At 52.7% G+C, this 15,437-nt stretch carries 18 protein-coding genes; 2 read left to right on the forward strand and 16 right to left on the reverse strand.

The genetic code is table 11. The annotated features are described in order from the left end of the window. Nucleotides 1-3 precede the first annotated feature (3 nt). The 12 genes from KNP82_RS02750 to prsW all read right to left on the reverse strand — a co-directional run bounded on the left by KNP82_RS02750 (nt 4) and on the right by prsW (nt 9,307). On the reverse strand, nt 4-705 hold the full coding sequence (locus KNP82_RS02750; protein WP_021067198.1) for a demethylmenaquinone methyltransferase: 702 nt from the start codon (nt 703-705) through the stop codon (nt 4-6). A gap of 20 nt (nt 706-725) precedes the next feature. Then, nucleotides 726-1,298, reverse strand: a complete 573-nt coding sequence (locus KNP82_RS02755) for a heptaprenyl diphosphate synthase component 1 (protein WP_029595665.1) — start codon at nt 1,296-1,298, stop codon at nt 726-728. Nucleotides 1,299-1,425: 127 nt separating this feature from the next. Next, nucleotides 1,426-1,698 (reverse strand): HU family DNA-binding protein, encoded by a 273-nt coding sequence (locus KNP82_RS02760; protein WP_021067196.1) that lies wholly within the window; start codon nt 1,696-1,698, stop codon nt 1,426-1,428. A gap of 109 nt (nt 1,699-1,807) precedes the next feature. Further along, nucleotides 1,808-2,518: a hypothetical protein gene (locus KNP82_RS02765; RefSeq protein WP_021067195.1), complete on the reverse strand. Its 711-nt coding sequence runs from the start codon at nt 2,516-2,518 to the stop codon at nt 1,808-1,810. A 3-nt stretch (nt 2,519-2,521) separates the two neighbouring features. Continuing rightward, nucleotides 2,522-2,722 carry a DUF2768 family protein gene (locus tag KNP82_RS02770; RefSeq protein ID WP_021067194.1) on the reverse strand — a complete coding sequence of 67 codons (201 nt, stop codon included), beginning with the start codon at nt 2,720-2,722 and terminating at the stop codon, nt 2,522-2,524. Nucleotides 2,723-2,802: 80 nt separating this feature from the next. Next, nucleotides 2,803-3,846: an NAD(P)H-dependent glycerol-3-phosphate dehydrogenase gene (locus KNP82_RS02775; RefSeq protein WP_214826972.1), complete on the reverse strand. Its 1,044-nt coding sequence runs from the start codon at nt 3,844-3,846 to the stop codon at nt 2,803-2,805. 17 nt (nt 3,847-3,863) lie between these two features. Next, on the reverse strand, nt 3,864-5,174 hold the full coding sequence (gene der, locus KNP82_RS02780) for a ribosome biogenesis GTPase Der (RefSeq protein WP_021067192.1): 1,311 nt from the start codon (nt 5,172-5,174) through the stop codon (nt 3,864-3,866). 130 nt (nt 5,175-5,304) lie between these two features. Next, nucleotides 5,305-6,453, reverse strand: a complete 1,149-nt coding sequence (rpsA, locus tag KNP82_RS02785; protein WP_021067191.1) for a 30S ribosomal protein S1 — start codon at nt 6,451-6,453, stop codon at nt 5,305-5,307. A gap of 140 nt (nt 6,454-6,593) precedes the next feature. Then, on the reverse strand, nt 6,594-7,217 hold the full coding sequence (locus KNP82_RS02790; protein WP_214826975.1) for a lysophospholipid acyltransferase family protein: 624 nt from the start codon (nt 7,215-7,217) through the stop codon (nt 6,594-6,596). Further along, a complete protein-coding gene (gene cmk / locus KNP82_RS02795) occupies nt 7,214-7,891 on the reverse strand; it encodes a (d)CMP kinase (RefSeq protein ID WP_214827224.1) in 678 nt (225 codons plus the stop codon). Before cmk ends, KNP82_RS02790 begins: the two co-directional genes overlap by 4 nt. A 74-nt stretch (nt 7,892-7,965) precedes the next feature. Next, complete coding sequence (locus tag KNP82_RS02800) at nt 7,966-8,631, reverse strand: flagellar brake protein (protein ID WP_021067188.1); 666 nt, start codon at nt 8,629-8,631, stop codon at nt 7,966-7,968. 19 nt (nt 8,632-8,650) lie between these two features. Beyond that, nucleotides 8,651-9,307: a glutamic-type intramembrane protease PrsW gene (gene prsW / locus KNP82_RS02805; RefSeq protein ID WP_021067187.1), complete on the reverse strand. Its 657-nt coding sequence runs from the start codon at nt 9,305-9,307 to the stop codon at nt 8,651-8,653. Between the two features lie 107 nt (nt 9,308-9,414). Between prsW and KNP82_RS02810 the strand changes: the two genes are divergently transcribed. Both KNP82_RS02810 and KNP82_RS02815 read left to right on the forward strand, forming a co-directional pair. Beyond that, nucleotides 9,415-10,386: an asparaginase gene (locus tag KNP82_RS02810; RefSeq protein ID WP_021067186.1), complete on the forward strand. Its 972-nt coding sequence runs from the start codon at nt 9,415-9,417 to the stop codon at nt 10,384-10,386. Between the two features lie 36 nt (nt 10,387-10,422). After that, nucleotides 10,423-11,430 carry a YpdA family putative bacillithiol disulfide reductase gene (locus tag KNP82_RS02815; RefSeq protein WP_214714073.1) on the forward strand — a complete coding sequence of 336 codons (1,008 nt, stop codon included), beginning with the start codon at nt 10,423-10,425 and terminating at the stop codon, nt 11,428-11,430. 44 nt (nt 11,431-11,474) lie between these two features. On the opposite strand, the gene KNP82_RS02820 is transcribed toward KNP82_RS02815, so the two are convergent. The 4 genes from KNP82_RS02820 to KNP82_RS02835 form a co-directional block, all read right to left on the reverse strand. Beyond that, nucleotides 11,475-12,743 carry a Glu/Leu/Phe/Val family dehydrogenase gene (locus KNP82_RS02820; RefSeq protein ID WP_021067184.1) on the reverse strand — a complete coding sequence of 423 codons (1,269 nt, stop codon included), beginning with the start codon at nt 12,741-12,743 and terminating at the stop codon, nt 11,475-11,477. A 150-nt stretch (nt 12,744-12,893) separates the two neighbouring features. Then, on the reverse strand, nt 12,894-13,811 hold the full coding sequence (locus tag KNP82_RS02825) for a D-alanine--D-alanine ligase (protein WP_214800846.1): 918 nt from the start codon (nt 13,809-13,811) through the stop codon (nt 12,894-12,896). A 95-nt stretch (nt 13,812-13,906) separates the two neighbouring features. Further along, entirely contained in the window at nt 13,907-14,488 is a 582-nt protein-coding gene (locus tag KNP82_RS02830) for an adaptor protein MecA (protein ID WP_021067182.1), read from the reverse strand. A 61-nt stretch (nt 14,489-14,549) separates the two neighbouring features. Further along, nucleotides 14,550-15,407, reverse strand: coding sequence for a MerR family transcriptional regulator (locus KNP82_RS02835; RefSeq protein WP_029595673.1), 858 nt, complete (start codon nt 15,405-15,407; stop codon nt 14,550-14,552). Between the last annotated feature and the right edge of the window lie 30 nt (nt 15,408-15,437).

A 15,437-nucleotide genomic window follows, 5' to 3' on the forward strand; every position in this document is an offset into this window, starting at 1 on the left:
CGGTCACCACTTCTTTCCTAGGTGCATGGCACACGCACCGCCGGAGAACGCCTTCACTTCGACTTGTTCGAAGCCTGCCGTCTCGAACATGCGTTTTAGCGTCAACCGGTCCGGGAATTGGTCGGTCGACTCTTGGAGCCATTTGTATTGATCGTATGAGCCGGCGAACACTTTCCCGAATAACGGCATGACCGAGCCGAAATAGAAGCGATACAGTTCGCTGAACAGCGGTGCTGTCGGTTGGCTCGTCTCGAGACAGACGACCGTCCCGCCCGGTTTCAAGACCCGGTGCAGTTCACGGAGCACCGTCATGTAATCCGGTACGTTGCGAAGGCCGAAGCCGATTGTCACGTAGTCGAATGAGTGATCCCCGAACGGCAATGCCATCGCGTTACCATGGATGAGTTCGATCGTCGGATAATCGGCCACTTTCTCTTGGCCGACCGCGAGCATATTCTCGGAAAAATCAAGACCTTTGACGACACCGGTATTACCAGCCGCCTCGGCGAGTTGAATCGTCCAGTCGGCCGTCCCGCAGCAGACGTCGAGACATTTTGCGCCCGGGAACACTTGCATGCGACGCATCGTCGCTTTGCGCCACCATTTATGCAAACGGAAACTGATGATCGAGTTCATCGTATCGTAGCTCGGTGAGATTGATTGAAACACGTCATATACTTTTTGCTCTTTTTCTTTCGGTTGCAATACGTAACATCCTTTCCGTTCTAAGCGACAGCGTGCGCCAGGAGCGTCGTTAGCTGTTCTCGTTGATCTTGGCGCAGTACTGTCGCCTTTCGTTCGATGATCGTTTTTCCGTATGTGGTCAAGTAGGACCGACCTATCACCTCAGAAAACGTTTTAATCAATCCGAAGTTCGCTTCCATCCAAGTCGTGACGGATACGTCCGCATCAAGCGCGAGCGTACATTTCGCCCCATTGACAAGCTGGACCGACCGACCGAAGCGATTGCTATAGTCGGCAGGAAACAGTGCCAATATTTTATAAAATTGAGCCGAGGCGAAATCGCCGGCGAGCACTTTGAGTTGCCGCTCGAGCGAGCCGTTCGGGCACTCCTTTACTTGATCGTGCAGTTCAAGTGCTTGATGTGCAAAATACGTCGCAAGCACGAGCTGACGTTGTTGATTCGATTCGATTTCAATCATCTCGACCATCCAACGAAGTAAAGGCATGTCGACTACGGGTACAATCTCGTGTCTCGTCAAATACGGATGGTTCATGCGTTCTTCGATTTGACGAGCAAGGTCGGTGACAACGGTTTCGTATGTCATCTGTTCCATGCTATCCCCCCTCGTCCTCTTCGTTGTCATTCTGACATAGTATAGCACATTTTTGTCACATTCACGCCATGTGAACTCGCTTTCCGACACAAAAAAAGCCGCCTTTCGGCGACTTATGTATTGCCCATTATTTGACCGCATCTTTAAGCGCTTTACCTGCTTTGAAGGCAGGAACTTTGCTTGCCGGGATTTCGATATCTTCTTTCGTACGTGGGTTGCGACCTTTACGGGCAGCGCGCTCACGAACTTCAAAAGTACCAAAACCGATCAATTGAATTTTATCACCGTTTTGGAGTGCTTCAGTGATAGATTCGAAAGTAGCTTCTACAACTTGTGTAGCTTCTTTTTTCGAAACATTTGCTTTCTCCGCAACTGCTTGGATCAATTCAGTTTTGTTCATCACGATTCACCTCCTCTCACTGAGAGTTTACGGGATTAATCATATCGTACAAACGTTGATATGACAACATTTTTTAAGCAATCGGCCTATATTCGACCCGCTCAGTCAATCAGTTGTTTAAAAACTCGACTTCACCTTGTTCATTAATCGTGTACCCTTGCGAATAAGCCGGAGCGAATGGGGAGTCATTATAGAGCAAATACCGAATGTCCTCACCGACTTTTGGCTCTACATCCGTGTTCTCGAGGGCGGCTTCCAAGTCGGCACGGTAGTCGACAAATAATTGTCCGGTCCCGTCGACATAGATCGGCAACTCGTTTTCCGTGTACGGACTTGGGATACTTGGCTCTTCAGAGACGAAGACGAGATCATAATCAATCGTGAATTGATTCTTTCCGAGCGACCCGTCAAACGGGAACTTGCCTTCTTTGGCCCGGAACGCGTTAATATTCGTCTGTAACTGTTGCAAGCTTTCTGACACACGTAAATCAATGAGTTTGACCTTCGGCTCCGTCTCGGCGTCCACGAGGACGTACAAGAACAGACCGCCTCCTTCGAAGCTGTTTGCCGGCGGGTCGGCTAAATAACCGGGGACGAGCCGGGCGAACTCGATCGGATAACGTTCCATGAGTGGCGTCTCGGCCGGCCTTGTTTTAATCGGCAACACCCCGGTCGTCTCCTTGAACGAGTCGACGGCCGTCTGTACCGACTTCAGTTGGTCTTCATACGGGACGTTATCGACCCGGTTCGAATCTGGGAACATACATCCACTGAGCACGGTCGCCGCCAATAGACTCGCGACCAAAAAAATCCGTTTCACGTCTTATCCTCCTGTCGGTCCTGAAGCGACCACATAAATCATGATGATCGTCCCAAATAAAAATATGACGAATGCGATGACGCGGACGAGTGCCGCGAACCATCCCGTTAGTTTCGTATGGCTGACTGCCACCATGAGCGCGGCGATGGCAAACGCCCCGATGCCCGCAAATGAAATCCACATCTTGATCAGTGACGGTGTCACGTCTATCCCCTCGACTTTCTCTTTAAATCTAGCTCCGTACATTAGTGTAGCAAAAAAAACAAAGGAACTGAACGAAAACGTCAGTCCCTTTGCTCTACGTCGCCTTCGAAATGGAACACTTCTTCCATTTCATGCTTCTGCGGGCGTCTCATTAACTTTTGTACTTCATCGTGTGGGCTCTTACCTTCGAATAACACGTTGTAGAGGGCCTCTGTGATCGGCATCTCGACACCGGCTTCCCGAGCGAGCGTATGCGCCGCCTCACAGGCACGCACTCCTTCCACGACCATGCCCATTTGACCGAGTACATCCTCGAGCTTCTCGCCGCGACCGATCGCGTTCCCGGCACGCCAGTTACGGCTATGCTGAGACGTGGCCGTGACAATCAAATCGCCGATTCCCGTCAAGCCGGAGAACGACGACGGGTTGGCACCGAGTTTGACCCCGAGCCGGGCGATCTCGACGATCCCGCGTGTCATGAGGGCCGCTTTGGCGTTATCGCCATAGCCGAGCCCATCCGTCATTCCTGCGGCGAGCGCGATGATGTTTTTAAGTGCGCCCCCGTACTCCGCCCCGATGACGTCCGAATTCAAATAGACCCGGAACTGATCGTTCGTGAGCAACTCTTGAATCTCATCGGCCACGTCCAAGTCCTCGCAAGCGATTGTGATGGTCGTCAATTTACGGACGGCCACTTCCTCGGCATGCGTCGGTCCCGTCAAGACACCGATGGCCCGACGTTTCGACGGGTCGATTTCTTCGGCGATAATCTCCGACAGACGTTTATGCGTCTTCGGTTCGATTCCTTTGGCGGCATGCACGATGACCGCCGGTTTCGTAAGGAGCGCGTTCAACTCACGCGACACCGGACGAATCGCCGAACTCGGGACGACGAGGAATACGATGGAACGATCTTTGACCGCTTCCGCCAAGTCTGTCGTCGCCCGAATCGAAGTCGGCAACGGTGCGTCTTTCAAATAGGTCGCGTTCGTGTGGGCCGTGTTGATTTCATGAACGTGGTCTTCCTCACGTCCATATAGTAGAACATCATGTCCGTTGTCAGCGAGGACGAGCGATATCGCCGTTCCCCAGCTCCCTGCGCCGATGACAGCTACTTTTGCCATAGGAGGCACCCCCATTACTAGTTTTTCTGACGAGCCACGATATGAATCGGTGTACCAGTAAAGTCAAATGCGCGGCGAATCTGGTTATCTAGATAACGTTTGTATGAGAAGTGAAGCAACTCTGGATCGTTGACGAACAACACGAACGTCGGCGGCTCGATGGCCACTTGCGTCGCGTAGTTGATCTTGAGTCGTTGTCCTTTGTCCGTCGGTGTCGGGTTCATCGCGACTGCGTCGACGATGACGTCGTTCAAGACGCTCGTCGAGATGCGACGGCGATGTGAATCAGCCACTTCTTTGACGACCGGCAGAAGTGTCTGCAATCGTTTCGACGTGAGCGCCGACAAGAAGACGATCGGTGCATAGTCAAGGAACAAGAATTCTTTACGAATCTTCTCTTCCATTTTCTTCATCGTTTTATCGTCTTTGTCGACGGCGTCCCATTTGTTGACGACGAGAACGATGGCTTTCCCCGCTTCGTGGGCGAGTCCGGCAACACGTTTGTCTTGCTCGATGATGCCTTCTTCACCGTCGATGACGACGAGAACGACGTTCGAGCGTTCAATCGCTTTTTGGGCACGCATGACGCTGTAGCGCTCGGTAGATTCATACACTTTCCCACGCTTGCGCATCCCTGCCGTATCGATGATGACGTATTCTTGCCCATCCCGTGTGAACGGTGTATCGATGGCATCACGAGTCGTCCCCGCGATGTCCGAGACGATGACGCGTTCTTCACCGAGAATCGCGTTCGTCAAGCTCGATTTCCCAACGTTCGGACGTCCGATGAGCGAGAACTGGATGACTTCTTCATTGTACTCATAGTCGTCTTTGTCTGGAGCCATGTCGAGCACTTTGTCGAGCAAGTCCCCGAGACCGAGACCGTGCGTCCCTGAAATCGGGAACGGATCGCCGAATCCGAGTGAATAGAACTCATACATGAGTTCGCGCATCTCGAAGTTGTCGACTTTGTTGACGGCGAGGACGACCGGTTTGTTCGAACGGAACAACAAGTTCGCCACTTCTTCGTCTGCTGCTGTAATGCCTTCGCGTCCGTTCACCATGAAGACAATGACGTCCGCCTCATCGATCGCAAGCTCGGCCTGATGCCGCATTTGCACGAGGAGCGGCTCATCACCGACCTCGATTCCACCTGTGTCGATTAAATGAAACTTACGGTTCAACCACTCACCCGTCCCATAAATGCGGTCGCGTGTTACACCGGGCTTATCATCGACGATCGACACGCGATCTCCGATAATCCGGTTAAAAATCGTGGATTTCCCAATATTCGGGCGGCCTACGATGGCCACTGCTGGAATTCCCATATAAACACCTCTCTAACTTTCATTCAATAAGTCTATCGTTTCTAATTGCAACTGTACTATCATATCACAGGCGAATTTCTGTGACCATACAAAAAGAAGCGGGAGTCTGGCTCCCGCTTGAACGATCGTCTTATTTAGAATCGTCCGAGGCCTCGTCACCTGTCAATTCAGAGACAGAGAAACCTCCTTGGTCGCTATACTCGTCAAGCAACGATTGATCCGCGTCGCCACGTGATGAATCGCTCGACTCGAGCGCACGCATCGACAACGAGATTTTCTTCTCGTCAAGATGGACGTCGAGTACTTTGACGGTTACTTCTTGGCCTTCTGACAAGACTTCAGATGGTGTCGCGATGTGTCGGTTCGCAATTTGCGAGATATGGAGCAAACCTTCAACTTGTGGTGCGACTTCGACGAACGCACCGAACGTGACGAGACGTTTGACTTTCCCTTCAATCACGTCACCTGGCTGAATTTTACCTTCTACCGATTCCCACGGTCCAGGCTGCGTCTCTTTAATCGACAACTTCACTTTCTCGTTGTCGAGGTCAAGTCCAAGCACTTTCACTTTGACTTTATCTCCTTCAGTCACAACATCGCTCGGTTTCTCAACCCGGCTATGCGCCATTTCCGAAATGTGGACGAGGCCATCGACACCGCCGATATCGACAAACGCACCGAAATCTGTGAGACGTTGAACCGTCCCTTCGATGATTTGACCGACTTCAAGCGATTCGAGCGTCTCCGCTTTCTTGGCGCTCATTTCCGCTTCGGCAACCGCTTTATGCGACAAGATGACGCGATTTTTCTCGCGGTCAATCTCGACGACTTTAACCGTAATTGGTTTATTCAAGTAGGATGAGAAGTCTTCGACGAAATGGTTCTCTACGAGCGAAGCCGGGATAAATCCACGGATACCGATGTCAACGACAAGTCCACCTTTGACCTTGTCTTTTACCATGACTTCGAATACTTCGCCGGATTCGAATTTCTCGACGATTTGATCCCAAGCTGCCTCGGCATCAACGTCTTTCTTCGAAACGACCACCTCTTCGTCCGTGACCTTTTTCACTTTGACACGGATTTCGTCGTTAACATGGAGTGATTCGTTTAAATCGTCTAAATGCATGCTTGATACTTCGCTGATTGGTAAAATTGCCTCGGTTTTATAACCGATATCGATCAACGCTTGCTTGTCCTCGATTTTGACAACAGTACCGGTCACAATTTGACCTCGATTGATTTCAAAATCAGGCATATCTTTCATTTCTTCGACCATTCCAACACTACCCCCTCACGATGAGTACAAAAAGGAGCGCCCTAAGGCGCTTACACCTAGTATAAACTTCTTATAATTCGAAAGATTTGTCAAGGTGTTATCAGGTTAGTTCCTCTCCTAGCGCGAGATTAAACCTGAAATTAACGAACGTTCCGTGAATGCTGCATGTACAAGTCACCGATTGTCGTCATAATCAAGTCGGCCGCGATTTGGGCGCTCGCCTTGTCCGCTTTCAAGCCGCTCATGTCGATCGGTTGGCCGATGACGACCTTCAGCTTCGAGCGGAACTTATACGTCCCGATAATCGCCACCGGAAGTACCGACGCTTCCGAACGGAGCGCGAAGAACCCGACGCCTGCTTGGGCTTTGCCGAGCGTACCGTCTTTTGACCGCGTTCCTTCCGGGAAAATCGAGATGACCTCGTCTTCCTTCAACTTTTGCAAGACGACTCGGAGTGCTTGTCGGTCTCCTTCCCCGCGTGACACAGGAATCTGTCCAGCCCGATTCAAAATGTGTTTCAATACCGGCACGTCGAACAACTCTTTTTTCGCGAAGAAACGAAGCTGACGCTGTTTCGGCATCGCCCCGGCGAGCATGACCGGGTCCCAGTTCGATTGATGGTTCGAACAGACGATCATCGAACCGTCGAGTGGGACGTTATCGCGCCCGATATACTCGACGCGGAAGCTCAATCTGCGGATGATATTGACGACACCTACCGCAAGACGATACATGCCGAACGGTCCATTGTTGAGCGGTTTCATCGTTCAATCACCTGCTTCATCAAGTGCTCGATTGCCTCGACGACGCCGTCAATCGACAGCTCGGTCGTATCGAGATAATGCGCATCGTCGGCCTGACGAAGCGGGGCGACCTCACGCTCGGAATCGCGTTTGTCGCGCAAGGCAATCTCGAGCTGTAATTGTTCGAGGTCGCTCGGCAATCCTTTCGATACGTTCTCTTCGTGGCGGCGGCGGGCCCGTTCTTCGACCGTCGCCGTCATGAACACTTTCAAGTCGGCGCCTGGTAAGACGTGCGTGCCGATATCGCGGCCGTCCATGACGATTCCGCCTTTACTGGCGAGGTCACGCTGTAAATCCATAAGGGCAGCCCGTACTTCCGACTGGCGTGCGACGAAGCTGACGTTGTTCGTCACTTCGCTCGTCCGGATGACATCGGTCACTTCTTCCGTGCCATCGTACACGCGTTGACCGTTTTCGGACGGGACGAGACGTAAATCCATCTTGTCGATCATCTCAGCGAGCATCGGACCGTCTTCGAGACCGACGCCGTCTTGAAGCGCGCGATACGTGACGGCGCGATAAATCGCACCCGTATCGATATAGACGTACCCTAGTTTTTTAGCGAGCGTTTTCGCGATCGTGCTCTTGCCGGCCCCGGCCGGCCCATCTAATGCGATTTGTAATGGTTTATTCATAAAAATTGGGTATCGGCTCATCCCGATACCCGCCTCCTCTCGGTCATTTGTTCCGAGAACATCATACCAGTTTTTTAGCGTGAAGAAAATACGGAGCCGGTCCGTTTTCTCGCTTCGAGCTGGGCTCGGAAGCAATAACGTAAAATCGTCTCCTGGTCCCGGTGTGATAACTCTTCAAAGCAAAGCGACAACTCTTGTTTGGCCGTCTGTTCATGGATGCGGACGAGGCGGCTCTTGACGCGGAACGTTTGCGGAATACCTCGGTCGTCATCGATATGGAACGAGACGATCATCGCCTCGTCGACAGCGACCGGGGCTCGATTGGCGATGATGCGCATTCCCCCGGCCGAGACGTCGAGTGATGTCGACTCGAACGATGGGAACGCTTGGCCGTCTTCCGCAGACACGGTCACGTGAATCATCTCTGGCACCCGTAAATATTCACGGCGCTGGACTCGTTTGATTTTCTTCTCATCCGGCACTGGGAACGCATAGCGAAGCGTCAACTGCGCATCGCTCACGCGTCTCGACACGACGGTATCAAAGGCGTACAGTTGCTCTTCTCCTTTAAAGAAATAAACACGCATCGATTCGTCTTCGTGCAAGAAGAACGTCTTTAACGTATCCGTTTCACTCGGGGACTCGATCCAGACGACTTGATCGTTAATGGCTGCGATCTTCGTCTTTCCTTCTTTTCTCCCTTCGACTTCCACCCGTAACTCTTGACCTACTTTTAACATGAAACGATTCCCCTTTATTCTATTTATATTGGCGATGATTGGAACGATTGGCGGTACGGACGAGCAATAAGGCGACCATCCATAAGACGACGATATAGACGACAGCCGGAACTTTGTTCATCGGTTCGACGAGCAAGATATAGTCGAACATCCCATGCAACAGCGTGGCCGCCATGACGGCGGTGAACAACCAAAACCGCTCGTGGTTGGAATGTTTGGCCCGGCCGAGACAAAACCCCATGACGACGGCGAACAGCGCGTGGCCGCTCACCGGCAGCACGGCGCGCCAGATCGCGATTTCGATTGAGTCGTACACCCATAAATATAGAAAATTCTCTAACGTGGCAAAGCCGAGTGAACAGGCGACCGCATAGAGAATCCCGTCGTAGTAATCATCAAAGACTTTATGTATGTATATTGTATAATAAATCATGAACCACTTAAAAAACTCTTCTAATAGCGCGGTGGCCACGAACGCCTTCCAAAACGGGCCTACGAGCACCCCTTCTTCCACGAACGCATACTGGACGAACATGATCGGAAAGACGAGAATGGCCCCGGCGACGAACGACCGGATCACATAGCCGAGCGGTTCCGCTTCTAGTTCATGCCGGAGATAGAAGTAGGAAAGAAGGGCGAACCCTGGCGCAACCGCAGACAAGGCGATTGCAATCATGATGCATCTCTCCTTTCTCACGTTAAGCATACACTGAAATAGAGGAAAGAAAAAGTAGGTCACGCCTAGAAATTGGAAGAAACGAACAAAAAAGTTGGAGGTCTGTTATGAATCATTTATTACTCATCCACACCGGCGGCACAATCGCCATGTCCCAATCGGGGTCGGGACATGTCATGCCGAGCGAGGTCAATCCAATTGATGCGACGTTGCCGAAAGCGACGGATATCGCCAACATCACGACGAAGCACTTTTCAAATATCCCGTCACCGCATATGACGCCTGAAAAAATGCTCGAGCTCGCCCAATTCATCAATCAACAGTTGACGCAAGACACATATGACGGGGTCGTCATCACCCACGGGACCGATACGCTCGAAGAGACGGCGTATTTCTTACAAATCACGCTCGGCGCCCCGGTTCCGATCGTCTTGACGGGGGCGATGCGCTCGTCGAACGAGGTCGGCTCCGACGGCGAATTCAATCTCATCACGGCGCTTCGGGTCGCCCAAAGTGATGTCGCGCGAGGCAAAGGCGTGCTCGTCGTCTTCAACGGTGAGATTCATTCCGCCTTCAACGTCACGAAGACGCATACGTCCTCGGTCGACACGTTCAAATCGGTCCACTTCGGAAACGTCGGCATGGTGACGAAAGACCATGTCCTCATCTATAGTCAGCCGACGACGAAGCAACCGAAGATGATTTCGACGATCACGAAACGGGTCGCGGTGCTGAAAGTCGTTGCCGGGATGGACCCAGATTTGATTGAGGCGGTACTCGCGCTCGGTTATGACGGGCTCGTCCTCGAGGTGCTCGGTCAAGGTAACGTCCCGCCGTCAATCGTTCCGGCGCTCGAACTGCTCGTCGAACGCATGCCGGTCGTCATCGTCAGCCGTTGCTTCAACGGGATCGTGCAAGACGTGTACGGCTACGTCGGCGGTGGCCAGCAGCTCAAAGAGATGGGCATCATCTTCTCGAACGGGTTGAACTCACAAAAAGCGAGACTGCGTCTCCTCGTCGAACTCGAGTCTGGGTCGTCGCAAGCGGTCATGGAGCACAGCTTTAGTTTCCAACAATGAGTTGGCGACTTGCCAACCGTTTCGTCCTTCCATACAATGAGGGATGAGGTGATTTCATTGAATAAACACGCTATCGTCGTCGGCGCCGGACCATGTGGGCTGTCGGCTGCGATTGAATTGAAACGCATCGGCATCTCGTGCACGATTATCGAGCGCGGCAATATCGTCGATGCCATCTATCGGTATCCGACCCATCAGACGTTCTTCTCGTCTGCTAGTTTGCTTGAAATCGGGGATATCCCGTTCATCTGTAAAGATTTGAAACCACGACGGCAAGACGCGCTCGTCTATTATCGGGAAGTCGTCAGCCGGACCGGGCTCGATGTCCATCCGTTCGAGACGGTCGAAGCGGTCGAGCGGACCGAGGACGGTTTCGTCGTTCGGTCCCGACACGACCGGGACGGTGCCAAAGAGCGTCAGGCCGACTACGTCATCTTGGCGACCGGCTACTACGGACGCCCTCGTCGACTTGACGTGCCTGGTGAAGAGCTTCCCCACGTCGCCCATTACTTCAAAGAGGCGCATCCGTTCTATCGGCAGCGCGTCACGGTCATCGGCGGGAAAAACTCCGCCGTCGACGCGGCCATCGAGCTCGAGAAGGCCGGCGCCCATGTCACGGTGCTCTATCGCGGGGACGGTTACAGTCCGTCCGTCAAACCGTGGGTACTGCCGACGTTCGACTCACTCGTCCGTCACGACAAGGTGCGACTCGAGCTCGAAGCGGAGATCGTTCGGATCGAACCGCATCATGTCGTCTATCGTCAGCATGGTGAAGAACATCGACTCGAGACCGACCACGTCCTCGCCATGACGGGCTACTTGCCCGACCATGGGCTGTTCGCCGATGCCGGGGTCCAAGTCGATGAAGAGACCGGTGTGCCGGCGTTTGACGAGACGACTTACGAGACGAACGTCGACGGCTTGTTCATCGCCGGTGTCGTCGCTGCCGGAAACGATGCCAATAAGATTTTTATCGAGAACGGACGTTTCCATGGCCAAGCGATCGCCGAGACGCTTCGGGAGCGCAACGGTGTCACATTATAAATAAAGAGAGGGAGGACCTGGTTTCAGGTCTTCCCTCTCTTTTGTTATACCCAACCGCGGAAGCGCGACGCTTCTGCCATCTTGCGCACACCGACCATATAGGCGGCGAGACGCATGTCGACCTTACGCGCCGACGAGGTATTGTATACCGTATTGAACGAGTGGACAAGTACTTTCTCAAGCTTCTCTTCCACTTCCTCTTCCGTCCAATAGTAACCTTGATTGTTTTGAACCCATTCGAAGTATGAGACCGTCACCCCACCGCTCGAAGCGAGCACGTCTGGGACAAGCAGGATGCCACGTTCCGTCAAGATGCGGGTCGCTTCGTTCGTTGTCGGTCCGTTCGCGGCCTCGACGACGATGGACGCTTTGATGTTGTCGGCATTGTCCTCGGTGATTTGGTTCTCGATCGCGGCCGGGACCAAAATGTCGCAGTCGAGTTCGAGCATCTCTTTGTTCGAGATCGTGTTCTTGAACAAGGTCGAGATCGTCCCGAACGAGTCACGACGGTCGAGCAGGTACGGGATGTCGAGACCGTTCTCGTCATGGATGGCTCCGTACGCATCGCTGACGGCGATGACTTTCGCTCCGGCGTCATGCATGAACTTCGACAAGAAGCTACCAGCGTTGCCGAATCCTTGGACGACGACGCGGGCGCCTTTTAACTCGATCCCGCGACGAAGCGCCGCTTCTCGAATCATGATGGCGACACCTTTTGCCGTCGCCGTCTCGCGACCGTGCGAGCCACCGAGCACGAGCGGCTTCCCGGTAATGAATCCTGGTGAGTTGAATTCATCGATCCGGCTATACTCGTCCATCATCCATGCCATGATTTGCGAGTTCGTGAACACATCCGGTGCCGGGATGTCTTTCGTCGGTCCGACGATTTGACTGATGGCCCGAACGTAACCACGGCTCAACCGCTCAATTTCACGGAAACTCATCTCACGCGGATCACAAACGATTCCACCTTTACCGCCGCCATATGGAAGGTCGACGATGCCGGCTTTCAAGCTCATCCAGACCGACAACGCCTTCACTTCGACCTCGGTCACGCTCGGATGGAATCGGATTCCACCTTTCGTCGGTCCGACGGCATCGTTATGTTGCGCACGATATCCTGTGAAAATCTTGGTCGATCCATCATCCATCCGTACCGGGATGCGGACGGTCAACATCCGAAGCGGCTCTTTCAAGAGCTCGTACATCTCTTCTGGATACCCGAGTTTATCGAGCGCCTCGTGTATCACTTCTTGTGTCGATTCAAGGATGTTTTTTCGTTTTTGATGACCTTTTTCTTGATCCGTAATCATGAAGGTTTCCTCCCCTAAATTGTCGATTCTCCCCCAAGAATCAACCTCGTATTCGTTTAAAAGTATATCTGATACGCGCCCAATTTGAAAGGCTTTTACAAAAATAATGAAAGCGTTTTCTAAAACGAAAAAAGAAGGGGGTGCCCCTTCTTACTTTTCAAGTGCGAGTGCGATGAATCGCTCTAACAGTTCACCGTACGAGATGCCGACGGCGCGGGCGCTGTCCGGGAACAGGCTGAGCGGCGTCATGCCAGGCAGTGTGTTCGTCTCTAAAATATAGGCGAGCCCGTCTTCTGACACGAGGAAGTCTGAGCGGGAATATCCGCTGCAGCCGAGGGCACGGTGCGCTTGAATCGCGGCCGCCTGAACTTCTTCGGTCAACGCAGCCGGCAACTCGGCCGGACAGACGTGAATCGATCCACCTTCTGAATACTTCGACTCATAGTCATAAAACTCGTTTTTCGGGATAATCTCGATGACCGGGAGCGCGGCTTCGGCGCCATGGTTTCCGAGTACAGGTACCGTCAATTCACGGCCTTTAATATATTGTTCGACCAAGACGGCCGTATCGCAGGCGAACGCTTTGTCGATTCCTTCACGGAGCATCGTTTCGTCCATCGCGATTGTCAATCCGTTCGAAGACCCTTCTTGGGCCGGTTTGACGACACATGGGAATTCACCGCCCCACTCGACGATTTTCGCGTCGATATCGTCCCCTGTCTCGATGAGGACGTCACGGGCGATTCGGATGCCGGCAGCGGCGAAGATGATTTTCGCACGGGCTTTGTCCATCGCGAGCGCGGACGCCAACACACCAGACCCCGTGTACGGCAAGCCCGCCATCTCCAAGAGCGACTGCACGCGTCCGTCTTCACCGTACTTGCCATGCAAGGCGCTGACGACGACGTCGGCTTGAAGCGTCAACAGCTCATTGGCCCGGTCCGGGTGAAAATCAATCGCCACGACGTCGTGACCCCGTTCTTCGAGCGCTTCAATCATTCCTTTACCACTCGTGAGCGACACTTCCCGCTCACCTGATACACCACCATATAATACCGCGACTTTCATCAAATCTCTCCTTCAGCTAGCTACTCCAAAATTCAAGTTTTATCATACCATGTGTCGGCCGAAAACAATAGAAACAGAACGGTAAAAAGCCGTACTTACGCGAACGTATCGTACAGCTGTTTCACGGCCTGTTCAGTTTGAATCGTCTTCCCGTACTCCATCATGACGTACGGACTGACGGTCGTCGTCCGACCGTACTCCGACAAGATGGCTGCCAGTCGTTCTTCCACGTCTGGTTTGAGCACCTCGACAAAGTGCAGATAGTATCGTCCCTCGTAATGATAGAACGCCCCGCCCTGCTCGGTGTCTCGCATATGTGGGAACAAGCGAATCGAGGCGTTGATGACGTCCTCGATATCGTCAAATTGATAAATCAAATGATGAATCACGTCGATGGTGAGCCGAATCTCGACTTGCTCTTGATCCGATTCCGCTACGGGCGCATCGACTTTCTGGACGTCGATGACGAGCCCGTCACGGGGAAACATCGTCACGTTCAAGTCGACGGTCCCTTGCGGCATGAAGCCAAATTCCGCTTCCGCCGTCTCAAGCAATTCCCGCCACAGGTCTTGACCGCTCTCCCCCACGATGGTATCGATGGCGATGCCTCGAGTGGATAGGTCGCTCGCGGTCAAATATACCCTTAAATGTTCTTTTGTTTGCTTTTCAAATCTCAAACGAAAACCTCCAAAGAATAATCAATCCTACTTTATAAGCTACTCCCGTTTGTTCGAGCTGTCAAATAGTTGACAACCACTCGGTCCACGCCTCGGGCGTGTCCCCGAGGAAGGCCGATCCGAATTCGGACGCTTGAAGGCTGACCGCGTAACCACCGGCCCCGATGACGAGGTTCGGGTGGTCGGCTTGGATGAACTGCATCGCGTCTTTCAGGCCATCGAGATGTTCTGTCAACGTACATGAGAAAATCAGACACTTGGCATCGATATCGTGCAACGCCTCGTTCAAATCCTCTTTCGGGAATCCCGCACCGAGGAAAATCACGTCATAACCGTATTGGCGTAAGTAAAGCGTCACGAACAAGAGCCCGATCTCATGCATCTCGCCCGGGGCACAGACGCAAATGATGCGCGGTAAAAAGGGATTCATCGGCATTTGAAGCGACAACGTCGACAGGCGGGCACGCAAAAAGGCCGTCGCAAAATGTTCATGCGCAATCGTAATCGTCCCATTCTCCCAACGCGTCCCGATTTCCATCAATAACGGACCGATGATATCTGTCGTAACCTTTTCAAAACTAAACGTATTAAAGGCACGATTAATCAAATCGTGCGCCTTACGTTCATCAAATGAAAGTAACGCCTCGAGCAACCCGTCCATGAGCTCCTCGTCATAAAGGCGGGCAGGCTTCGGCTTCGGGGCTTCATGTAGCTGTTGAATCGCTTGGGACACGGTCAATCCTTCCCGTTGTTTTTCAACGACCCATTTTATCTTCTCGACGTCTTGGTTGGAATACAATCGATGACCCGAATCTGTCCGGCTCGGAACGATGAATTGATAGCGTCGTTCCCACGCCCGAATCGTGGTCGGGTTGACTCCGGTGAGTGACGCGACCGTCTTGATGGAGTACTTCGGCACAGCAGCCCCTCCTTTCCTACTAGTTCTTCT

Source organism: Exiguobacterium sp. s26, from assembly GCF_018618235.1.
Lineage (GTDB): Bacteria > Bacillota > Bacilli > Exiguobacteriales > Exiguobacteriaceae > Exiguobacterium > Exiguobacterium chiriqhucha.